This is a genomic window from Burkholderia sp. WSM2232 (assembly GCF_000472545.1).
Lineage (GTDB): Bacteria > Pseudomonadota > Gammaproteobacteria > Burkholderiales > Burkholderiaceae > Paraburkholderia.
Window position 1 is genome coordinate 418,577 of the sequence record NZ_KI421432.1, and the last position, 17,047, is coordinate 435,623.

Here is a 17,047-nt window from a genome sequence, read left to right on the forward strand (position 1 = left end):
GGCACTTCGGGTACTTCGGGTACTTCGGGTACTTCGGGTACTTCAGGCACTTCGGGTACTTCAGGCACTTCGGGCACTTCGGGCACTTCAGGCACTTCAGGCACTTCCGGCACTTCAGGCACTTCCGGCACTTCAGGCACTTCCGGCACTTCAGGCACTTCCGGCACGTCCTCCACCCCCATAGGCCGCGTGGTCACCAATGCCAGCAACCTCATTACCGCCGTCGGCACGACAGTCGCCGACACCGGCAGCAAAGTCACGGGCACTTCCGTGCCCGGGGTCGACAGCGGCACCACAGCAGGTCTGGGTAACGCGATCAGCGACCTGGGCAATGCCGTAAAAGCGCTGGGCAACGGCACCGCCGCGGGCCTCGGTAACCTGGGCAGCACGGCCAATCCGCTGGACCCGACGCTCGCGTCTACGTCAGGCGTAGTGTCGAACACGGCCGCCGCAGTGACGTCGCTTGGCGGCGCAGTCACGAGCCTCGGCAGCGGACAACTGGCGCCGCTTGCGCCGCTCACGTCGACAGTCGGCACGGTCGTCGGCGGCGTCGGCACTGGCTTGAACGCCGTGGGCTCGGGACTGAACCAGGTTGTCGCCAGCGCCCCTGTGCAGCAGGTCGAGAGCCAACTCAGTTCGGCGATCAATCCCATTACGCTCGCCGTCTCGAACACTACACAGACCATCGGCACGGCAACCGGGCTCGGCACGCCACTCAACACACTGCTGGGCAGCATCGGCCACGGACTGGATTCCGCCGGCGTCAGCATAGCCGGGGCCACTGGCGATCAGGTCGGCAAAGACGTCGGCACAATCGTGAGTCAATTGGGCAAGACCGTCACGAGTACCGGCGGACTCTTGACGGGAGCGACGATCAATCCGCTCGCGCCGCTCACAGGCATGCTCGGCCCCCTCGGCAGCGGCAGCGCAAGCGGCGGCGTCGTGGCCATTCCGCCCTTGACCGGCCTGATAGGCAACCTCGGGGCGCTGGGCGGCGGCACGGGCGCAGGAGCGGGCGCGGGCAGCGCAGGCGGAGTCACCGGCCTCCTTGCGCCGGTCACCACGCTTCTCGGCAATGTTCGGTCATTGCCCGGCGCGGGCGGGACGGGCGGCGCGGGCGGCATCGGCGGGACCGGCACCGCAAGCGGCCCGCTCGCCCCCGTCACCACGCTGGTCGGATCGCTGACTTCGGCGGTGAGCGCGGTCGGCGCGGTCGGCGCGGTGGGCGCGGTGGGTGCGGTGGGCGGATCGCAAGGCGGCACAGCGGTCAATCCGGTCACCGGCCTCATAACCGGATTGACTGGTGGCTCGCGCAGCAGCTCGTCGACCAGCACCAATCCGCTCGCGCCGGTGACAAACCTGGTCGGCGGATTGCTCGGCGGCGTGGCGCCCGCGAAATAAGTCGCATCCCTAAACAGTTTGATCCAGAAGCGAGCCACGCCCGAGCGTCGCTTATGTCATGACGACGAGGATGACATGACCCCCAGCATCGACACACTCGCCCGCGTCGACGACCCGGCTCCGCCATCGGCAACGCCGTTTTGGGTCGGCATATCGGGCATGCTGGCCGGTCTCGCGACGCTGTGGCTGGTGCGTGACAGCGCCGCGCTGGGCGGCGCTGCCCGCAGCGCCGTCGCCTGTCTCGCGATCATCGCAACAGTGGGCGCTTACGAGCTGTTTGTCGCGCGCGTCTACCTGCGGCCAAGCGCCGGCTTGGCGAATCGCGCACTGCGCTCGTTCAGCATCGCGCGTGTCGCGATGCGTCTCGCGGCTCTCGCCTGCGTCTATGCGGGCATAGGCGCACTCTACTGGCTATTGCCCGAATACCACGGTGCGTTCTACAGCCCGTTCTGGTCGCTGATCGCGACACTCGCGCCTTGCGTGACAATGGCAGCGCCTTTCTATTTCGCATGGATGGATACACACCAGCGCGAAATAAACGATGCCTACCTGGTGCTCGCACGTCTCCTGTTTCGCGGCGAACGCCCGTCCAACTGGCGGCCCCTGCGCGAAATGCTGGCGGGCTGGATGGTCAAGGCGTTCTTCCTGCCGCTGATGGTCGTCTATCTGTCCACCACTGCCACGCAACTCGAGGCATCGCTTCGCGACGCGCTCGCCGCGCCGTTTTCTCTCGCAACGTTTCGCTTCATGTACGACCTCTCGTTTGCAATGGACCTGATGTTCGGCACGGTCGGCTACGTGTGCACCCTTCGCATTCTGGACAGCCACGTGCGCAGCACGGAACCCACCACGCTCGGCTGGCTGGTTGCACTTGTCTGCTATCAACCGTTCTGGTCGCTGATTTCCAGTCAGTACATCCGTTACGAAGGTTCAATGTTCTGGGACAGCTGGCTGATCTCCATGCCGTTACTGCGGATCATCTGGGGCACCGCGATAGTGGCGCTCTTGTTGTGTTACGCCTGCGCCACGCTCTCATTCGGTTTGCGTTTCTCCAATCTGACCAACCGGGGCATCGTCACCTCGGGACCCTATCGCTTCACGAAACATCCCGCTTATATTGCCAAGAACCTGTCGTACTGGATGGTCTCTGTGCCGTTCATCGAGCCTCTGGGTTGGCGAGTTGCACTCATGCATTGCGCGGCGCTCGCCGCGGTCAACATGCTCTATTTCCTGCGGGCAAAGACGGAAGAAAGACACCTGATGAACGATCCGGATTACCGCGCGTACGCGCAATGGATCGCTAGAAACGGCCTCTTCGCGAAGATGGTTCGCGCGCTCCGCCACAAAAGAAACGCTAAAGCCGAAGCCTCTGCCAGCTCGAGGCTTCATTGGGACGAATAGGTCATGGGGAGGCAATTTGACCATGCAAAAAACCTTGGATAGCGTCGACAGCTACCTGGCTCAACTGTTGGGCCTTGCGCATAGTCACTCGAGCCAGCCGGCGCTACAGATTCCCCTCTCGGATGCAGACTGGGAGCGAGTCCAGAGCCTATTTCCGGAGCATACCTGCAAGCGCGGACGCCCCCGGCGCAGCGACCGCCAAATTCTCAACGCGATACTGTGGTTGCAGCAAACCAATGAAAAGTGGCACAGACTGCCTGGCACATTTCCGCCGCAGCAGACCTGCTATCTCCGCTACATGGGCGTGGAAGAAGTCGGGCGTGCTCGCTCAGGTGAACGAGCGCCTGCCTCATTGCAATAGCGGGTACGCCACCGGCTGCAAGAGCTAGCTCGATGTGAGCGGTGTGCATGTGTGCCTCACATCGCCCCGAGCTTGTCGAAGTTCGCCACGAACTCAGGCGCCACCTTGCCGTGGCGATTTATCTCAATTCCAGCAACGAAGTTTACCGATTTGCGCCATTACTCTCTCCAGTTTGCAAACCTACAATGCAATCACTGGCTGCGAACAACAAGGTCCGCAGCGCAATCAAGACGAAACTGGAGGTAGTTCATCATGAAATCACTTATTCAAGCCGTTGTTATCGCCACTGTGCTGGCCGCTCCTGTCGCTTCTTTTGCGCAGTCCAATCAGCCTGTGACCCGTGCCCAGGTGCGCGCAGAACTGGTACAACTCGAAAAGGCCGGTTATCAGCCGGGCCGCGCAGATCCCTACTATCCGCAAGATCTGCTCGCCGCACAACGCCGTGTCGACGCGCAAAACGGCACCGCGCAGCCCGCGGTGTCGAGCTACGGCGGTGTAGCAGCCGGTTCGAGCGAATCAGGCCGTGCAGTGAGCACTAGCGGTGCAAAGTCGATCTACTTCGGCAATTGAGGCACAACGACCCGCCGCTGGTCGCGCCGCCAACGCATAAGCTGTTTGATCCGCTGCAAATAAAACTGGCCCGCGACCGGTGGTTCCGGTTGCGGGCCAGTTCGTTATGTATACCTCCGTCATCGGCTGCCGATGACTTCGCCTGGATCTCATGGGTCCAGGCGCTTTTTGCCGCTCGCAGTGCCGGTCGTTGCGCGTGCAACGGTCTGATCCGCCGCTCAGTCGCGAGCAATCAGATCGCCCACTTTGCCACGGCCCGTGACCAGACAGCTCGACAGGAAATTCTCGCCCTGGCTGCTGGCGCCGGCTTCACCAAAGCCTTTCTTGAGCGCGTTCGCCTTGACGAGTTCCGCGCCCTGGTGGCAAGTGATGGTCCCCACTTCACCCGCCTGCGCGCGCATGAGCGCCCGGTCTGCCATCAGATAGCCGAGCAGCAGCACCACTGCAATATTGAACGCCTGTCTCATGGATTGTCTCCTCCTTCGAGGAGACTAACGCGAACCCTCCACGCGCGGTCTTAGGGGTTTCCCGATCGAGCACGTCTGCAGCGCCTCGGGGAGCACGTTCAGAGCACCTTTGCGCCCCCGCGGACCGGGTCAGAATCTCGCTTCGATGTCGCGGATACGGCGCTCTACCGATCGGCGCACCAGCGCATTCGACGGCACCAGCAGTAGAGAAGACCCAATGATCCGATACACCTGGTTTCGCGACACCTTGGAGACCTCTTGCGGATCGAGCCACGCAGCGTTGTCGACGAGCAGCACTAGCGTGTCCAAACCGATGAGAATCGGCCACAAGCAAGCCAGCCGCAAACGCACGGCAAACGCGGGAATCGCGAGCGTGTACTCGAGTGCCTCGCGGAAATGATCGAGCGTCTTGCGCAACAGCTCGACCATGAGCGCACGCGCGCGCTGCGAATTGGCCGGCAGCAGAAGATCCTGCGCGCTCAGGCCATGCTGAGCCAGCATCGTTTGCGGAAGGTAACAGCGGCCAATCCGCAGGTCCTTGCCGCAATCGCGCAATACGTTGGTCATCTGCAGCGCCTTACCGAAACGCACGCCGCGTGCCTTCATGTCCGCCGGCTGCGCCTTCAGCGTGCCGGGCATGTGAGCGTATGTCATGGTGGTCCAGAACTCGCCGACGCATCCCGCCACCAGATACGTATAGCGGTCAAGCTCGCCATATTCGCGCAGTGCGGCGAGGCGGCCCGAGCGTTCGTCCGGGAACGTGCGCAAGTCGAATTCCATGCCTTCGGTCAAGGTCGAAACGATCTTGCGCACGGCTTTGCGGTCGGACTCGCTCAACTGCGCCAACACGTCGAGCGCGGGGCCGAGCGATTCGAGCAGCACCTTTTCGTCCGACTGGCTTTGCTGGTCCGCCACTTCGGCGGCCATGCGCTGAAATAGCGCTCCGTCGCTTACCACGCCGTTGACCTGGTCGCGCAACGACAGCAGCAATTCAAGCCGCCGCGCGGGCGCAATCAGCGACGTATCGGCGATCGTATCGGCCGCACGCGCGAGCAGATATGCGAGGCCAATCGGATCGCGCATGCCTGCCGGCAACACGCGCAGCGTAAGGTAGAACGAGCGTGATACGCCTTTCAGGAGCGGGCCGAGAAGAAAGGCCCGGGTCGGAGTCGGCATGGTTGCGATGTCAGTATTGGCAAAATTCAGAGGGTGCCGAATTGTATACGGCAAGCCGCGCTAAGATGCGGCATAGCCCGAATCTCGCGCCGACAATGACCCGAAACCAGAACTCGACTCTCGACACCACCACCACGCGCACTCGCAGGCCTAGCCTGCGGCTCACCTATGTGATCGGCAGCCTCGACCGCATTTTGCGGCGCCGAATGAGCGAGGCACTCGCGCCGCTCGGTCTGACGCTCGCTCAATTTACCGCGCTGTCCGTGCTCGAAGCGAAGGGACAAGCTTCTAATGCGCAGCTCGCCGAGCGCTCGTTCATCACACCGCAATCCGCCAACGAAGTGATGAACGCGATGGCAAGCCGCAACTGGGTGAGCCGCGAGCCGGACCCCACGCATGGTCGTATCGTGCTGCTGCAACTGACCGACGAAGGGCGCACCGTGTTGCGTCAATGCGAGCAGGCGGTCAAAGCAATCGAAAAGCAGATGCTGGAGGGCATCGACCTGGAAGCCGCCGGTACGGTGCAGCGCCACCTCGAAACTTTCGTCCGTAATCTGCGCGGATAATCGCGGCACATGCATGAAGTCCGGCGACGACGCCATATGCAACTCACGGCACTACTCCTACGGAGTCGCACGCACGCTATCACTGATTTCGTGCGTTGCCTGTTCTCTCTATGTATAGTGGCAAGTCGCTGAGGGGCGCATCGTCTCAGCGCGTCTTTAAGTGGCTCAGCGCATACGTGTTTGTACTTTGTGCGCGCGACGAAAAACAGATCTTCAATTTTACGCGGGCCACATCGCGTCGTTCAGTCTGCATTTGAACGCCAGACTTCACTCTCGTTGCGCCTCGCTTGCTCCTGCATCCGCCGCACTACGAATGCCCGTGGCCACGCGCTCGTTGGACAAGTAAAATTGCGGGCATTCAACGCTCGATGTGCAGCCCGCCAGGCGACGCGGGACGGAACTCGGGAACGCACCTTGCTCGCCAGACCGGATTATTCATCGCATTGACGTTCGTGAGCGGCCGCCAGTAGCAGTTCAACCACATACCATAATGACCATGTACGAAACGCCGACTTCCCCTCGCGCCAACGTTGAAACGGGGGTGCCCGGCCTCGACGAGATTCTGGGCGGCGGTCTGGTCCAGGGCGGCGTCTATCTTCTGGAAGGCATGGCCGGCGCCGGCAAAACGATTCTGTCGAGCCAGATCGGTTTCCACCGCGTGAGCCGTGGCGAAAAAGTGCTGTACATGACGCTGATCGCGGAATCGCACGACAAGTTGCTCGGGCACCTCAGGGGGCTCTCTTTCTTCGACGAAAAAGCAGTGGCGCAGCAAATGCTTTTCGTCTCCGGCTATCACGAACTGATGCAGGACGGCCTGGACGGCTTTCTGAAACTGATCGCGTCAAGCATTTACGATTATCGTCCGAGCCTGATGATCATCGACGGCTTTCGCAGCGCACGCGAGTTCAGCGAGACTGAGCTGTCGCTGTCCAAGTTCATTCACGAACTGAATGCCCTCGTCGCGGCCATGAACTGCACGACGCTGCTGCTCGCGCCGCTCTCGGGCAACGAGCCGCATCCGGAACACACCCTCGTCGACGGTCTCATCGAGTTGAACCGTTATAGCGACGGCATGCGCCGCGCGCGCGAAATCGAGGTGCACAAGATGCGCGCGCGCAACCATCTGATGGGCAAGCACTTCTTTCGTATCGCCGAAAGCGGGCTACTCATGTTCCCGCGTCTGGAAGCACAACACGCGCTGCCTCAAGGACCGGTCGATCTGAAAACACGAGTCAGTTTCGGTTTGCCACGTCTGGATGTCATGTTCGGCGGCGGTCTGTCGCTAGGCTCGACCACGACGTTGATCGGGCCGTCTGGCGTCGGCAAGACCGTGTTGTGTCTACAGTTTCTCGCGGCCGGCATCGAGCGTGGCGAGCGCTGCCTTTACCTTGGCTTCTACGAAGGGCCGCAGCGGCTGATCGGCAAGGCCGAAGCCGTTTCTATCGCGCTCGACGAAGCATATCGCGACGGCCGGCTCGTCATTCAATGGCAGCCCGCCGTCGAGCTTGCCATCGACGAAATCGCCGCAAACGCACTCGCCACCGCGAAACAGATGGGCGCGACGCGCATGGTGATCGACGGCGTAGAAGGGTTTCGCGATTCGGCGCTGCGCATCGAGCGCTTTGGCCTCTTTCTGAATGCGATGCTGCACCAGTTGCGCGAAGCCGGCATCACGACGCTCGTCACTGAAGAGGTGGCGCTCTACCCCGACTACGGCCAGTCGAGAAGCACGCGTGTTTCGGCACTCACGGAAAACCTCGTGCTGTTGCGTTACGCCGAAACAGACGCGGGAGCGCGCCGCGCCATCTCCGTCGTCAAACAGCGCGAAAGCGCGCATGACCCGTCCACGCGCGAGTTGGTGATTTCGTCGCAAGGGCTCGACATTGTCGAAAGTCTGACCGGCCTCTCCGTGTCCTCGGCGTCCGGCCTGCTTGCAATCTCGCAGCCGCGGCGACCGGCCTAGCTCATGAAAACCATTCTGGTCGCGGACGACGAGTTCGACATCCTCACGGTATGGCGGCTGCTCCTCGAGCGTCACGGCTACTCGGTGCTAACCGCCTCCAATGGCGCCGTCGCACTTGAGCAGATACGCAGAACAAGGCCGGACATTATCGTGTCAGACTGCATGATGCCGGTCATGTCGGGGCTTCAATTGTGTGCGGCTCTTTACGCCGACCCGGATCTGCGCTCCATTCCCGTTATTTTGTGCAGCGCGGCCGCCGACATTCCAGTGCAGCCCAATCCGTTTATTGCATACGCACGCAAGCCCATAGCGTTCGATGCGCTTCTCGCGTTGCTGCAAAAAATGTCGGTATAGCGGCGCCCGCTCTACTGCGCCGCATCGCTCCCGCAGCGGTCAAACAGATTCGACCACCAGCGCGCCGACGTCTGCAATCGCCGCATTCGAGCGTGCCGCATTCCCAGCAGTCCCGGTCAGATAGACGGCCACCAGAATGGGGCCGCGTCCAGGCGGCCAAAGAATGGCCACGTCGTTCGCCGTGCCGTGATCGCCCGTACCGGTTTTGTCGCCCACGCCCCAATCTTTCGGCAGCCTGGCGCGAATCCGCGCGCCGCCGGTCTCGTTGGCCGCGAGCCAGGCAAGCAATTGCACTCTCGATGCCGAAGTCAATTGCTCGCCCATCACGAGCTCGCGTAAATTGCCGAGCATTGCATTCGGCGTGGTCGTATCGCGCGGATCGCCCGGCGTGGCCTCGTTCAGTGTGGGCTCATTGCGGTCCAGACGCGTGATGCCGTCGCCGAGACTGCGCGCAAATGCGGTCAATGCGGCGGGCCCGCCAAAAGTTTGCAGCAGCAGGTTCGCAGCGGTGTTGTCGCTGAGCGTGATTGCCGCCTTGCATAATTCGGCGATGCTCATGCCGGCGTTGCCGGTGCGCTCGCGGGTATGCCTGGACGTGGCCGGCGAATTCGGCACCAGTTCGCTTTGCGAGTAGACGATGCGACGCTGCAAGTTCTCTTCGCCACGATCGACCCGCGCCAGTACCGCGCCCGCGGCGAGCAGCTTGAATGTGCTGCACATTGGAAAGCGCTCGTCCGCACGCAGGCCGGCGTGCAGGCCCGAGGTGGTGTCGATGATCGACACGCCAAGCCGCCCGCCGCTTTGCGCTTCGATTTCCGTGAGCCGCGCGCGAATCGCATCGAGCCTGGCGAATTCTCGCCGCTGCCTTACCGCTTCCGCTCCTTTGAGCGACCCGGCATTTTTGCCCCAGGCGCCGCTATTGCCGAGCGCAACTCCAGCTATCGAAACACCCAGCATCGCGCCCGCGAATTTTCTTCTCGTGATCATTGCCGCTCCTTGTGTGAAGCCGCAACTATCGGTTTTCCAGCCCTCGCTGACAAACGATGATAAGTTAATGCGCTCACAAGAAAAACTTATGCCTTGGCCATGACACACCATGAGACCTTATCTTCCGCTTAATGCGTTGCGCGCTTTCGAATCGTCGGCCCGGCACTTGAGCTTCACGCGCGCGGCGCTCGAGTTGAACGTCACGCAGGCCGCCGTCAGTCAGCAGGTGAGAGCGCTGGAGGAGCGTCTTGGCACCACGTTATTCAAGCGCTTGCCGCGTGGCCTCGCGATGACCGACGAAGGCCTTGCATTGCGCCCCGTGCTGACCGATGCATTCGACCGTATAGAAGCGGTGCTCAAGCAATTCGAGGGCGGCCACTTTCACGAAGTGCTGACGGTCGGCGTGGTGGGCACATTCGCCGTCGGCTGGCTCATGCCGCGGCTAAGATCGTTTCGTGAAGCTCATCCGTTTGTCGAATTGCGACTCCTGACGAACAACAATCTCGTGGATCTCGCGACCGAAGGTCTGGATTTCGCGATCCGTTTCGGCGACGGCACGTGGCCCGGTTCACTCGCAACCTGCCTGCTCGACGCGCCGCTCGCACTGCTATGCACGCCGGAGATAGCAGAAAGACTGTCGACGCCCGCCGATCTCGTCGGCGAAACGCTGCTGCGTTCCTATCGCGCCGACGACTGGAGCAACTGGTTTGCCGCGGCTGGCATTGCGCCACGGCCCATTCGCGGGCCGGTGTTCGACTCTTCCCGCCTGATGGTCGAAGCGGCGATGCAGGGCGCGGGCATCGCGCTCGCGCCCGCGCTGATGTTCGGCCATGAGATCGAGACGGGGCGACTGGTGAGCCCGTTCGATATCGAAGTGCATGCCGGCAGTTACTGGCTTACCTGGTTGAAAGGCAAGCCAATGACGCCTGCCATGCTGCTGTTCAGTCAGTGGCTCGTCAAGGAAGCAACTGCGCACAGCCCGGCCTCGCACAGACCCGTGCGGCGATAGCCGTTCATCGCAGGACGTTCGGCTTGTGGCGGAAACACGTTCCAGGAACCGTCGCCGTGGCGGAAGAAGAAGATGGACAGCAGACCGCCCGGGCGCAACGCCTCGACACGCACGAAGCGCCGATGCTGTGACGCGCGGTGGCAGAACTCGACCACTCGGGCGGGCATGGAGGGCGTCGGCGCAAGCCATTTGTCGACGGCCCAGTGCAAGGTCTTTTCAGCGGCAGCCATGATGATCTCCTTCGTTCCCTTACCGATTCCGCTACGCGGCTCAAGCAACTTGTGCGGCGAACCGCCGGCTCTTCGCGCCGTTCTCGACGAATGCCTTCACAAGGCACATCAACACATGCACACCAGTGCGCGGATGGCGCAGGCTGCAATGCACCTGTTCGCTGCGGCTTTCGCCCAGCAGTACCCAGGCGCAGAAGTGTTCACAGTTGTTGGTCAGCAGGCGGTAACGGTTTTCGCCCAGGCGCGAGCGAGCGCGGCGCACCGCTTCCTCGCCGAGGTAGCGCGCGCGGGGCGTCGCGCGAATCGACAGCGGATGGCCGGCCGCGAAACGCTCGAGCTCGACTTCTTCAATCGGGCCGCGATGCGCCGACCCTGCAAAACCGGCGTAATGCACCACCCGGCCGTTGCCCACATAAATGCCGTGATGTTCATAGCCGCAGCGGGTCGAGACGAGATGCGAGCCGATCGGCAAGTCGATGGTGGATGACGATTCACCGCCGGCCCTGCTGCTCGCTTGAAGAGAGTTCGTGTTCATGGCTTGCCTCGTTCCGGTTCCAACACTGTTGCGAGGTCTTTTGCATCATCTGGGCCATGTGACGAAGAGCCTTTGTTGATAGGGGTTTCGGCGAAAAACCGCGGTTTGCCGCGCAGCGGATGTTGGCCGCGAACCGACAGAAAAAGTGCAGATGTGTTGGTGGCGTGCGCGCTTTTTCGGGCATGACAACGCGAGTGCAGGTGCTGTTCGAAACGTTCGCGATTTCGGCCAGAAGTGTTGGGCGTCACACCGGTCGCAGCGCAAGCATGTTGGCTCGCGCCCGACCTATCGCTTCTGTCGCGCGCTGCCAGGCAAGCCCGGAGTCGTCCGCTATCCCGCGCCAGTCATCGCATTGCCGGAAAGACCATCACGTAGCGCGCAAATTGGCACATCACTTGCACCGTTCCCGTTCAGATCCATTAAAGCCGCGCGCGTGGCGCGTGCGGTCAACCGGAGAACGACATGGCTTCTATTTCTGTGAACGACCTTTCGCTCAACCTGGCGCTCGACCGCAAGGCCATGGCTGCAATCCGCGGCGGCGGCGGTGCGCCGTGGGTGTATGGGTGGATTCAACCGTATGTGCGGGAAACACCGAGCATTGGACCGGTCGTGAACCTGTACGAGGTCTCCAACAACTTCTATGCTAACCAGATGATCAACCAGTTCCAGTCGGTCGACGTGCGCAATACCGGCGCGAACTCGAACATCAGTGTCTCTCCTGACGCCCGCAGCAGAAACGATATGGTGTAGCTGTTGTGACTTGCCCGAGCCAATTTCGCTGGACGTCGTCCGCGTGTTCTGACGCAGGACGCGTGCGCGAAATCAACGAAGACGCGTGTCTCGACGAGGCCGAGCTCGGACGCTGGGCCGTCGCCGACGGCATGGGTGGCCACGCGGTCGGCGACCTCGCGAGCCGCCTCGTGATCGACGCATTGAAACGGCTCGGCCCGCCTGTGAGCATGAAAGCGTTCATCGCGGACGCACGCGCGCATTTGCAGGTGGCGAATCATCAGCTGAGACAGGAGGCCGCGCGCCGCCAGGTGCAGCGTATCGGCAGCACGGTGGTCGCGCTTCTCGCATGCGACCGGTTTTGCGGTTATGTGTGGGCGGGCGACAGCCGCCTGTATCTGGTTCGCGACGGACAACTGCGTCAGCTCACACGCGATCACAGCCAGGTCGAAGCGCTCAAGTCGCTCGGCGTGATTACGGATGAAGAAGCGCGGCATCATCCGGCGCAGCACATGATCACGCGCGCCGTGGGCGCGACAGACCTGCTTGAACTCGACGACGACGCGATCGAAGTCGCGGACGGCGACATCTTCCTGCTGTGCAGCGACGGCCTGAGCAACGAGATCGGCGAGGACGATATGCTGGCGGTGCTGAGCGCGGAGGCCCACGGCAATGCGCCGGGCCAACTGGTTAGCCTCGCGCTGGAGCGCGGCGGGCGGGACAACATCACCGCTGTCGTGGTACGCGCCGAAGATCCTTACGCAGCGGACAAAACGCTATTGAATCCCTCGCCCTGACGTGGCGTGCGGTGGCGCGACAGGGGTGGCCCTCTTACGAAAGACGCCGCCCTTATACGTCGCCATCATCTTCATCGCGTTCCTCTGCGCCGTGTCTCGCAGACGCCGCCATATTGCGGTTGCGGAAGTCTTTCGAATGAAGTCCGTGCTTCTTCAGCAGCATCTGCAGATGCGAGCGGTTCATGTCGATGCGCCGCGCCAATTCCGCCACTGTGCCGTTCACTTCGCGCAGCCCTCGTTCCAGGAAGGCTTTCTCCGCGTCGTCGCTTGCGGCGCGCTTGGCGTCGCTTAGCGACATGAGGTTCGCTACGCTGATCGGCTGCTGTCCCGCGCCTTGAGCCCCGCCTTGCAAGGCACCCGCTGCCGGGCCCGGCGCGCCTGGGCGCATATCGGCAGGCAAGTGGTCGATATCGGCCATATCGCCCGCAAGACACGAAACGCGGTACATGACATTACGCAATTCGCGAATATTTCCGGGGTAAGCATAGTTCAGCAGGAAGTCCCGCAAACGCGGGGTTAATCTCACCGGCCGCCGTTTGAGCGTGCCGGCCGCCTCGTCGCCAAACCATGCAATGAGCAGCGGAATTTCGTCGCGGCGTTCGCGCAGCGGTGGCAACGTAACGTGAATTACGCTTAGCCGGTAAAAGAGATCTTCCCGGAACTTGCCCTCTTCGCTCAGTTTGCGCAGGTTTCGGTTGGTTGCAGCGACAATGCGCGTATCCACCGCAATCGTTTCGTCCGAACCCACGCGTTGAATCTCGTGCGCTTCCAGAACCCGCAGCAATTTCACCTGGCCCGCGAGCGGCAATTCGCCAATCTCGTCGAGAAAAATGGTACCCGTATGCGCGCTTTCGAATTTGCCTTTGCGGTCGTTCGCGGCACCCGTAAACGCGCCCTTGCGATGACCGAACAGTTCGGACTCGAGCAGGTTGTCCGGAATTGCGCCGCAATTCACGGAGATAAAGGGCTTGTCCGAACGCGAGCCGTTGGCATGAATGACCTTGGCCATCAGTTCCTTGCCTGTACCGCTTTCTCCGTCTATCAGAACCGGCAGGTCAGTCGGCGCGGCCTTCTCGGCAATTTCCAGCGATTCCAGCAGGCGCGGATTGTCGCCGAACGTACCTTCGAAAATGAAGCTGCGCTCGAGCAGCGCCTGCCTGCGCGCGCCGCGCGACTGCTCGGCGCGCTGCTCGGGTTCCGCCGCCACTGCCGCCTGCACGAAGCGCTCCTTGTGCGACAGCTGCATGACTTCATCGCGCAACGACGTGGCCTGCCGCAGCAGTTTGTCGATATCCGTGCGTTCCAGTCGCGACGACCAGCGCAGCGTCGAGCGCAAAATCTCAATTCGCTCGATCAATCCCGCGTATGAAATCGCTGGACTGATGTCTTCGATCTGGTCGAGTATCTTCATCATCACGCGCTCAGTTGTTTCTGCACCAGTTGGTAGTACATGCCACCGCGCTGGATCAGTTCTTCGTGACGGCCCTGTTCGACAATTGCGCCTTCATACAGCACAAGAATCTTGTCGGCACGCATGATCGTACTCAGCCGGTGCGCGATGATTACCGCCGTGCGGCCTTTCAGAATGTCGTGCATATTGCCGAGAATGTTGCTTTCCGACTGCGAATCGAGCGCGGAGGTGGCTTCATCGAATACCAGCAGGCGCGGGTCATGATAGAGCGCCCGAGCGATGCACAGCCGCTGGATCTGCCCGCCCGACAAACCGATGCCGCGTTCGCCCACAATCTGCTCATAGCCACGCGGCATCTTGCTGATGAACGCATGGGCGTCCGCCATTTTCGCGACTTCCTCTATACGGCGGCGGTCCGGCGCGTCGTCGCCGCTCGCAATGTTCTCGGCAATCGTGCCGGAGAACAGCAGATTGCTTTGCATCACGTAGCCGATCTGCGCACGGTAATACGCTTTATCGACCACGCTGAGGTCATAACCGTCTATCGACATCTTCCCTTCGCTCGGCGCATAAAAACCCACTAGCAGTTTCGCGAGCGTCGTCTTGCCCGAGCCGCTGCGTCCGACAATCGCCACCAGTTCGCCTGGCTTGATATCGAAGCTGATGTTTTCCAACACGTAAGCAGAGTCGTTTTCGCCATAACGAAAGTAGACACCGCTCAAGCTTATTTCGCCCTGCAGTTCCGGCAACATCACGCGTGAGGGCAGGTCTTCCGGTTTCTGTTCGGGCTCGATATCGAGTACATCTCCGAGCCGCTCCATTGCGACGCCCGCGTCGTTCAGCATGCTCCAGAGACCGACGAGTCCCATTAAAGGACCGAGCACGCTGCCCATGAACGCATTGAACGCAATCAGCTGGCCGATGGTCATTTCGCGCGCCAGCACGAGATTGGCGCCGACCCATAGAATGGCAATGGTGGTCGCCGCGTTCAGCAACTGGCTGCCGAGCCCGACGAGAATGTTGAAGGCGTGCGCCCGATATTGCACTTCGAGCGCTTTCGCGTATTTCTTTTCCCAGCGCAATCGCACGGGGCGCTCGATTCCCATGCCCTTCACGGTCTCGACGCCTGCGAGCGCTTCCATCAGGAACGACTTGGATTCCGTCGATGCAGTGAACACCTCGCGCGCGTAGTTCTTGATCTTCGGCGTCGCCAACGCGGTCAGCGCCATGATAGGAATGACAAATCCGATCAACACCAGCGTCATCTTCACGTTGTATACGAACATGATCGTGAAGTAGATGAATACCATCAGCAGGTTCAACGCAGTGGTCACCGTGGATTCGGTGAGAAACGCGCGAATGGTCTGGTTTTCCTGAAAGCGCGCGAAGATGTCGCCGGTCTTGCGTTTTGCGAAAAACGAGAACGGTAACGACAACGTGTGCTTGAAGAACTGCGACATCATGGCGAAGTCCATGTTGCGCACCATGAAATTCGCGAGATATGCGCGAATCGACGACATGAGTTGCGAGAACACGTTGGCGATAATGAGCCCGCCTATCAGCAGATGCAGCAAGCTCACGTTCTGGTGCACGATGACACCGTCAAGAATGTTCTGGATGATGAGCGGCGGAATCACCCCCAGCACCTGAATGACGAAGGTGGCGAGAAACAGGTGTCCGAGAATCTTGCGGTAAGGCTTCAGGTAACCGACAAAACGTATCCACGGCGAACGCGCGGCCGACATCTGCAGCATCTGGGGTCCGCCCGTAAACAGCAGACATGTGCCGCTCCAGCCGCGCTCGAAGTCTTCCACCGTCATCTTGCGAAAACCCAGTGCCGGATCAGCGACCCACACGTATTCGCTGGAAAGTCCGTACACCACCACGTAGTGGTAGCCCTCCCAATGCACGATGAAGGGCAAATCGAAACCGCGCAGGGAATCGAATGTGCATTGCACGCCGCGTGTCGTGAAGCCGAGCGATTCACCCGCGCGCGCGAGACTGTCCAGCGTCGCGCCCTGCGTCGTCACATTGGCGAGTTCGCGCAATTTTCCAAGCGTCATCGGAATGCTGTAGTGGCGGCAAATCATCGCGAGACATGCAGCGCCGCAATCCATTTCTTCCGCTTGCTCCACGAGCCGAAAGCGCTTGATGATCTTCTCGCCGAACTCGGGTTTGCTCTGCAAATCGAGCAGAAGGGGCAACTTGCGGCGTTGCTCGACCCGCTTCTGGCGTTGCAATTCCCGGTCGCCGTAGCGAATGCGTTCGTCCAGTACTTCGCGTAGTTTGGGATTGCGCTCGAGAATAAAGTGCACGGTCCGCTCGGGAATCACGAGAAGCCGCGTATCGGTCGACGCAATCGCCGAAGCCATTTGCTCCTGGCGCATCAAACACGCCTTCTCGCCGAATATCTCGCCTTCCCCTAACGTGGCGAGCGTATAGTCGCGCCCTTCTTCATGGCGGACAATCCGCACCTCGCCCTGCCGAACCACATATAAGCGCCGGTCGTCGCGTGCGTCCTGCTTGAGAATTTCCTTGCCCGCCGGCACGCGCTTGACGCCGACGCTGCGCACATATTCTTCAAGTTCGGCTTTGTTCAGCTTGCCGCGCAAATCGAACAACTGCGCGACAAAGCCGCCTGCGGAGTTGATCGCCACATAGCTCGCGACGAAGGCGAGCGCCGCCTGATTGCCGGCAATCACCGGTTCGATCGCGGCGCGCGGAATGAACAGCAACTCCGTTTTCGCGGACGCCCGCACCGACGCTTCATGCACGTACGTGCGCAGCATGGCGATGTCGGCGAAAATCTCGCCCGACTTGCGCACGCCCATGCTGGTTTCCTTGCCGTGCTCTTCGACAAAAATGCGCACCGAGCCCGAGCGGACTATGTACAGACCGTCGGCGGTCTCGCCGGCGGAGCACACTGTTTCGCCAAACGAATAGAAGCGCGCTTGCGCATATTCGGCTAGACGCTCGATCTCATCGCGCGAAAAGGGCGACAGTATTTCCACCGAGGCTAGAAACGCGGCGGCGGATGGCGCGGTCTGGGGTGCATCCATAAACGTGCGGACCTCGGTTCAGCTTCTAATG

Annotated in this window: 18 protein-coding genes; 10 read left to right on the forward strand and 8 right to left on the reverse strand. The window is 61.3% G+C overall.

The window, feature by feature from the left end:
- Window positions 1-182, reverse strand: a 182-nt coding sequence (locus tag F757_RS37110) for a hypothetical protein (RefSeq protein ID WP_442856681.1), incomplete at its 3' end; no start/stop codon positions are given.
- 7 nt (window positions 183-189) lie between these two features.
- On the opposite strand from F757_RS37110, the gene F757_RS0131680 reads away from it, so the two are divergent.
- The 4 genes from F757_RS0131680 to F757_RS0131690 all read left to right on the forward strand — a co-directional run bounded on the left by F757_RS0131680 (window position 190) and on the right by F757_RS0131690 (window position 3,733).
- Window positions 190-1,401, forward strand: coding sequence for a collagen-like triple helix repeat-containing protein (locus F757_RS0131680; protein ID WP_027214852.1), 1,212 nt, complete (start codon window positions 190-192; stop codon window positions 1,399-1,401).
- A gap of 75 nt (window positions 1,402-1,476) precedes the next feature.
- Entirely contained in the window at window positions 1,477-2,802 is a 1,326-nt protein-coding gene (locus F757_RS0131685; protein ID WP_027214853.1) for an isoprenylcysteine carboxylmethyltransferase family protein, read from the forward strand.
- Between the two features lie 22 nt (window positions 2,803-2,824).
- Entirely contained in the window at window positions 2,825-3,163 is a 339-nt protein-coding gene (locus F757_RS34490; RefSeq protein WP_156923792.1) for a transposase, read from the forward strand.
- Window positions 3,164-3,415: 252 nt separating this feature from the next.
- On the forward strand, window positions 3,416-3,733 hold the full coding sequence (locus F757_RS0131690; RefSeq protein WP_027214854.1) for a DUF4148 domain-containing protein: 318 nt from the start codon (window positions 3,416-3,418) through the stop codon (window positions 3,731-3,733).
- A gap of 218 nt (window positions 3,734-3,951) precedes the next feature.
- Here the strand turns inward: F757_RS0131690 and F757_RS0131695 are convergent, their stop codons facing one another.
- Together F757_RS0131695 and F757_RS0131700 are read right to left on the reverse strand one after the other, a co-directional pair.
- Window positions 3,952-4,200 (reverse strand): hypothetical protein, encoded by a 249-nt coding sequence (locus F757_RS0131695; RefSeq protein WP_027214855.1) that lies wholly within the window; start codon window positions 4,198-4,200, stop codon window positions 3,952-3,954.
- A 129-nt stretch (window positions 4,201-4,329) separates the two neighbouring features.
- On the reverse strand, window positions 4,330-5,376 hold the full coding sequence (locus F757_RS0131700) for a phytoene/squalene synthase family protein (RefSeq protein ID WP_027214856.1): 1,047 nt from the start codon (window positions 5,374-5,376) through the stop codon (window positions 4,330-4,332).
- A gap of 65 nt (window positions 5,377-5,441) precedes the next feature.
- Between F757_RS0131700 and F757_RS0131705 the strand changes: the two genes are divergently transcribed.
- The 3 genes from F757_RS0131705 (at window position 5,442) to F757_RS0131715 (ending at window position 8,259) form a co-directional block, all read left to right on the forward strand.
- Complete coding sequence (locus F757_RS0131705; protein WP_027214857.1) at window positions 5,442-5,942, forward strand: MarR family transcriptional regulator; 501 nt, start codon at window positions 5,442-5,444, stop codon at window positions 5,940-5,942.
- A gap of 490 nt (window positions 5,943-6,432) precedes the next feature.
- Window positions 6,433-7,905, forward strand: a complete 1,473-nt coding sequence (locus F757_RS0131710; RefSeq protein ID WP_027214858.1) for an ATPase domain-containing protein — start codon at window positions 6,433-6,435, stop codon at window positions 7,903-7,905.
- 3 nt (window positions 7,906-7,908) lie between these two features.
- Entirely contained in the window at window positions 7,909-8,259 is a 351-nt protein-coding gene (locus F757_RS0131715) for a response regulator (protein WP_027214859.1), read from the forward strand.
- A 39-nt stretch (window positions 8,260-8,298) separates the two neighbouring features.
- On the opposite strand, the gene bla is transcribed toward F757_RS0131715, so the two are convergent.
- Entirely contained in the window at window positions 8,299-9,246 is a 948-nt protein-coding gene (gene bla, locus F757_RS0131720) for a class A beta-lactamase (RefSeq protein WP_027214860.1), read from the reverse strand.
- A gap of 109 nt (window positions 9,247-9,355) precedes the next feature.
- Here bla and F757_RS0131725 point away from each other — a divergent pair, with 109 nt between their 5' ends.
- On the forward strand, window positions 9,356-10,255 hold the full coding sequence (locus F757_RS0131725; protein ID WP_027214861.1) for a LysR family transcriptional regulator: 900 nt from the start codon (window positions 9,356-9,358) through the stop codon (window positions 10,253-10,255).
- Here F757_RS0131725 and F757_RS35575 read toward each other — a convergent pair.
- Window positions 10,192-10,485, reverse strand: coding sequence for a hypothetical protein (locus F757_RS35575; protein WP_084531101.1), 294 nt, complete (start codon window positions 10,483-10,485; stop codon window positions 10,192-10,194). The genes F757_RS0131725 and F757_RS35575 overlap by 64 nt on opposite strands.
- A gap of 40 nt (window positions 10,486-10,525) precedes the next feature.
- Window positions 10,526-11,020, reverse strand: a complete 495-nt coding sequence (locus tag F757_RS0131730; RefSeq protein WP_027214862.1) for a lecithin retinol acyltransferase family protein — start codon at window positions 11,018-11,020, stop codon at window positions 10,526-10,528.
- Window positions 11,021-11,482: 462 nt separating this feature from the next.
- On the opposite strand from F757_RS0131730, the gene F757_RS0131735 reads away from it, so the two are divergent.
- The gene (locus F757_RS0131735) at window positions 11,483-11,770 is read left to right on the forward strand and encodes a hypothetical protein (protein ID WP_013342362.1); all 288 of its coding nucleotides are present in this window, start codon (window positions 11,483-11,485) and stop codon (window positions 11,768-11,770) included.
- 5 nt (window positions 11,771-11,775) lie between these two features.
- The gene (locus F757_RS0131740) at window positions 11,776-12,546 is read left to right on the forward strand and encodes a PP2C family protein-serine/threonine phosphatase (RefSeq protein ID WP_027214863.1); all 771 of its coding nucleotides are present in this window, start codon (window positions 11,776-11,778) and stop codon (window positions 12,544-12,546) included.
- Between the two features lie 52 nt (window positions 12,547-12,598).
- Here F757_RS0131740 and F757_RS0131745 read toward each other — a convergent pair whose 3' ends face one another.
- Both F757_RS0131745 and F757_RS0131750 read right to left on the reverse strand, forming a co-directional pair.
- The gene (locus F757_RS0131745) at window positions 12,599-13,960 is read right to left on the reverse strand and encodes a sigma-54 interaction domain-containing protein (RefSeq protein WP_027214864.1); all 1,362 of its coding nucleotides are present in this window, start codon (window positions 13,958-13,960) and stop codon (window positions 12,599-12,601) included.
- On the reverse strand, window positions 13,960-17,016 hold the full coding sequence (locus tag F757_RS0131750; RefSeq protein WP_027214865.1) for a peptidase domain-containing ABC transporter: 3,057 nt from the start codon (window positions 17,014-17,016) through the stop codon (window positions 13,960-13,962). The genes F757_RS0131745 and F757_RS0131750 overlap by 1 nt, the downstream gene beginning before the upstream one ends.
- Window positions 17,017-17,047 lie beyond the last annotated feature (31 nt).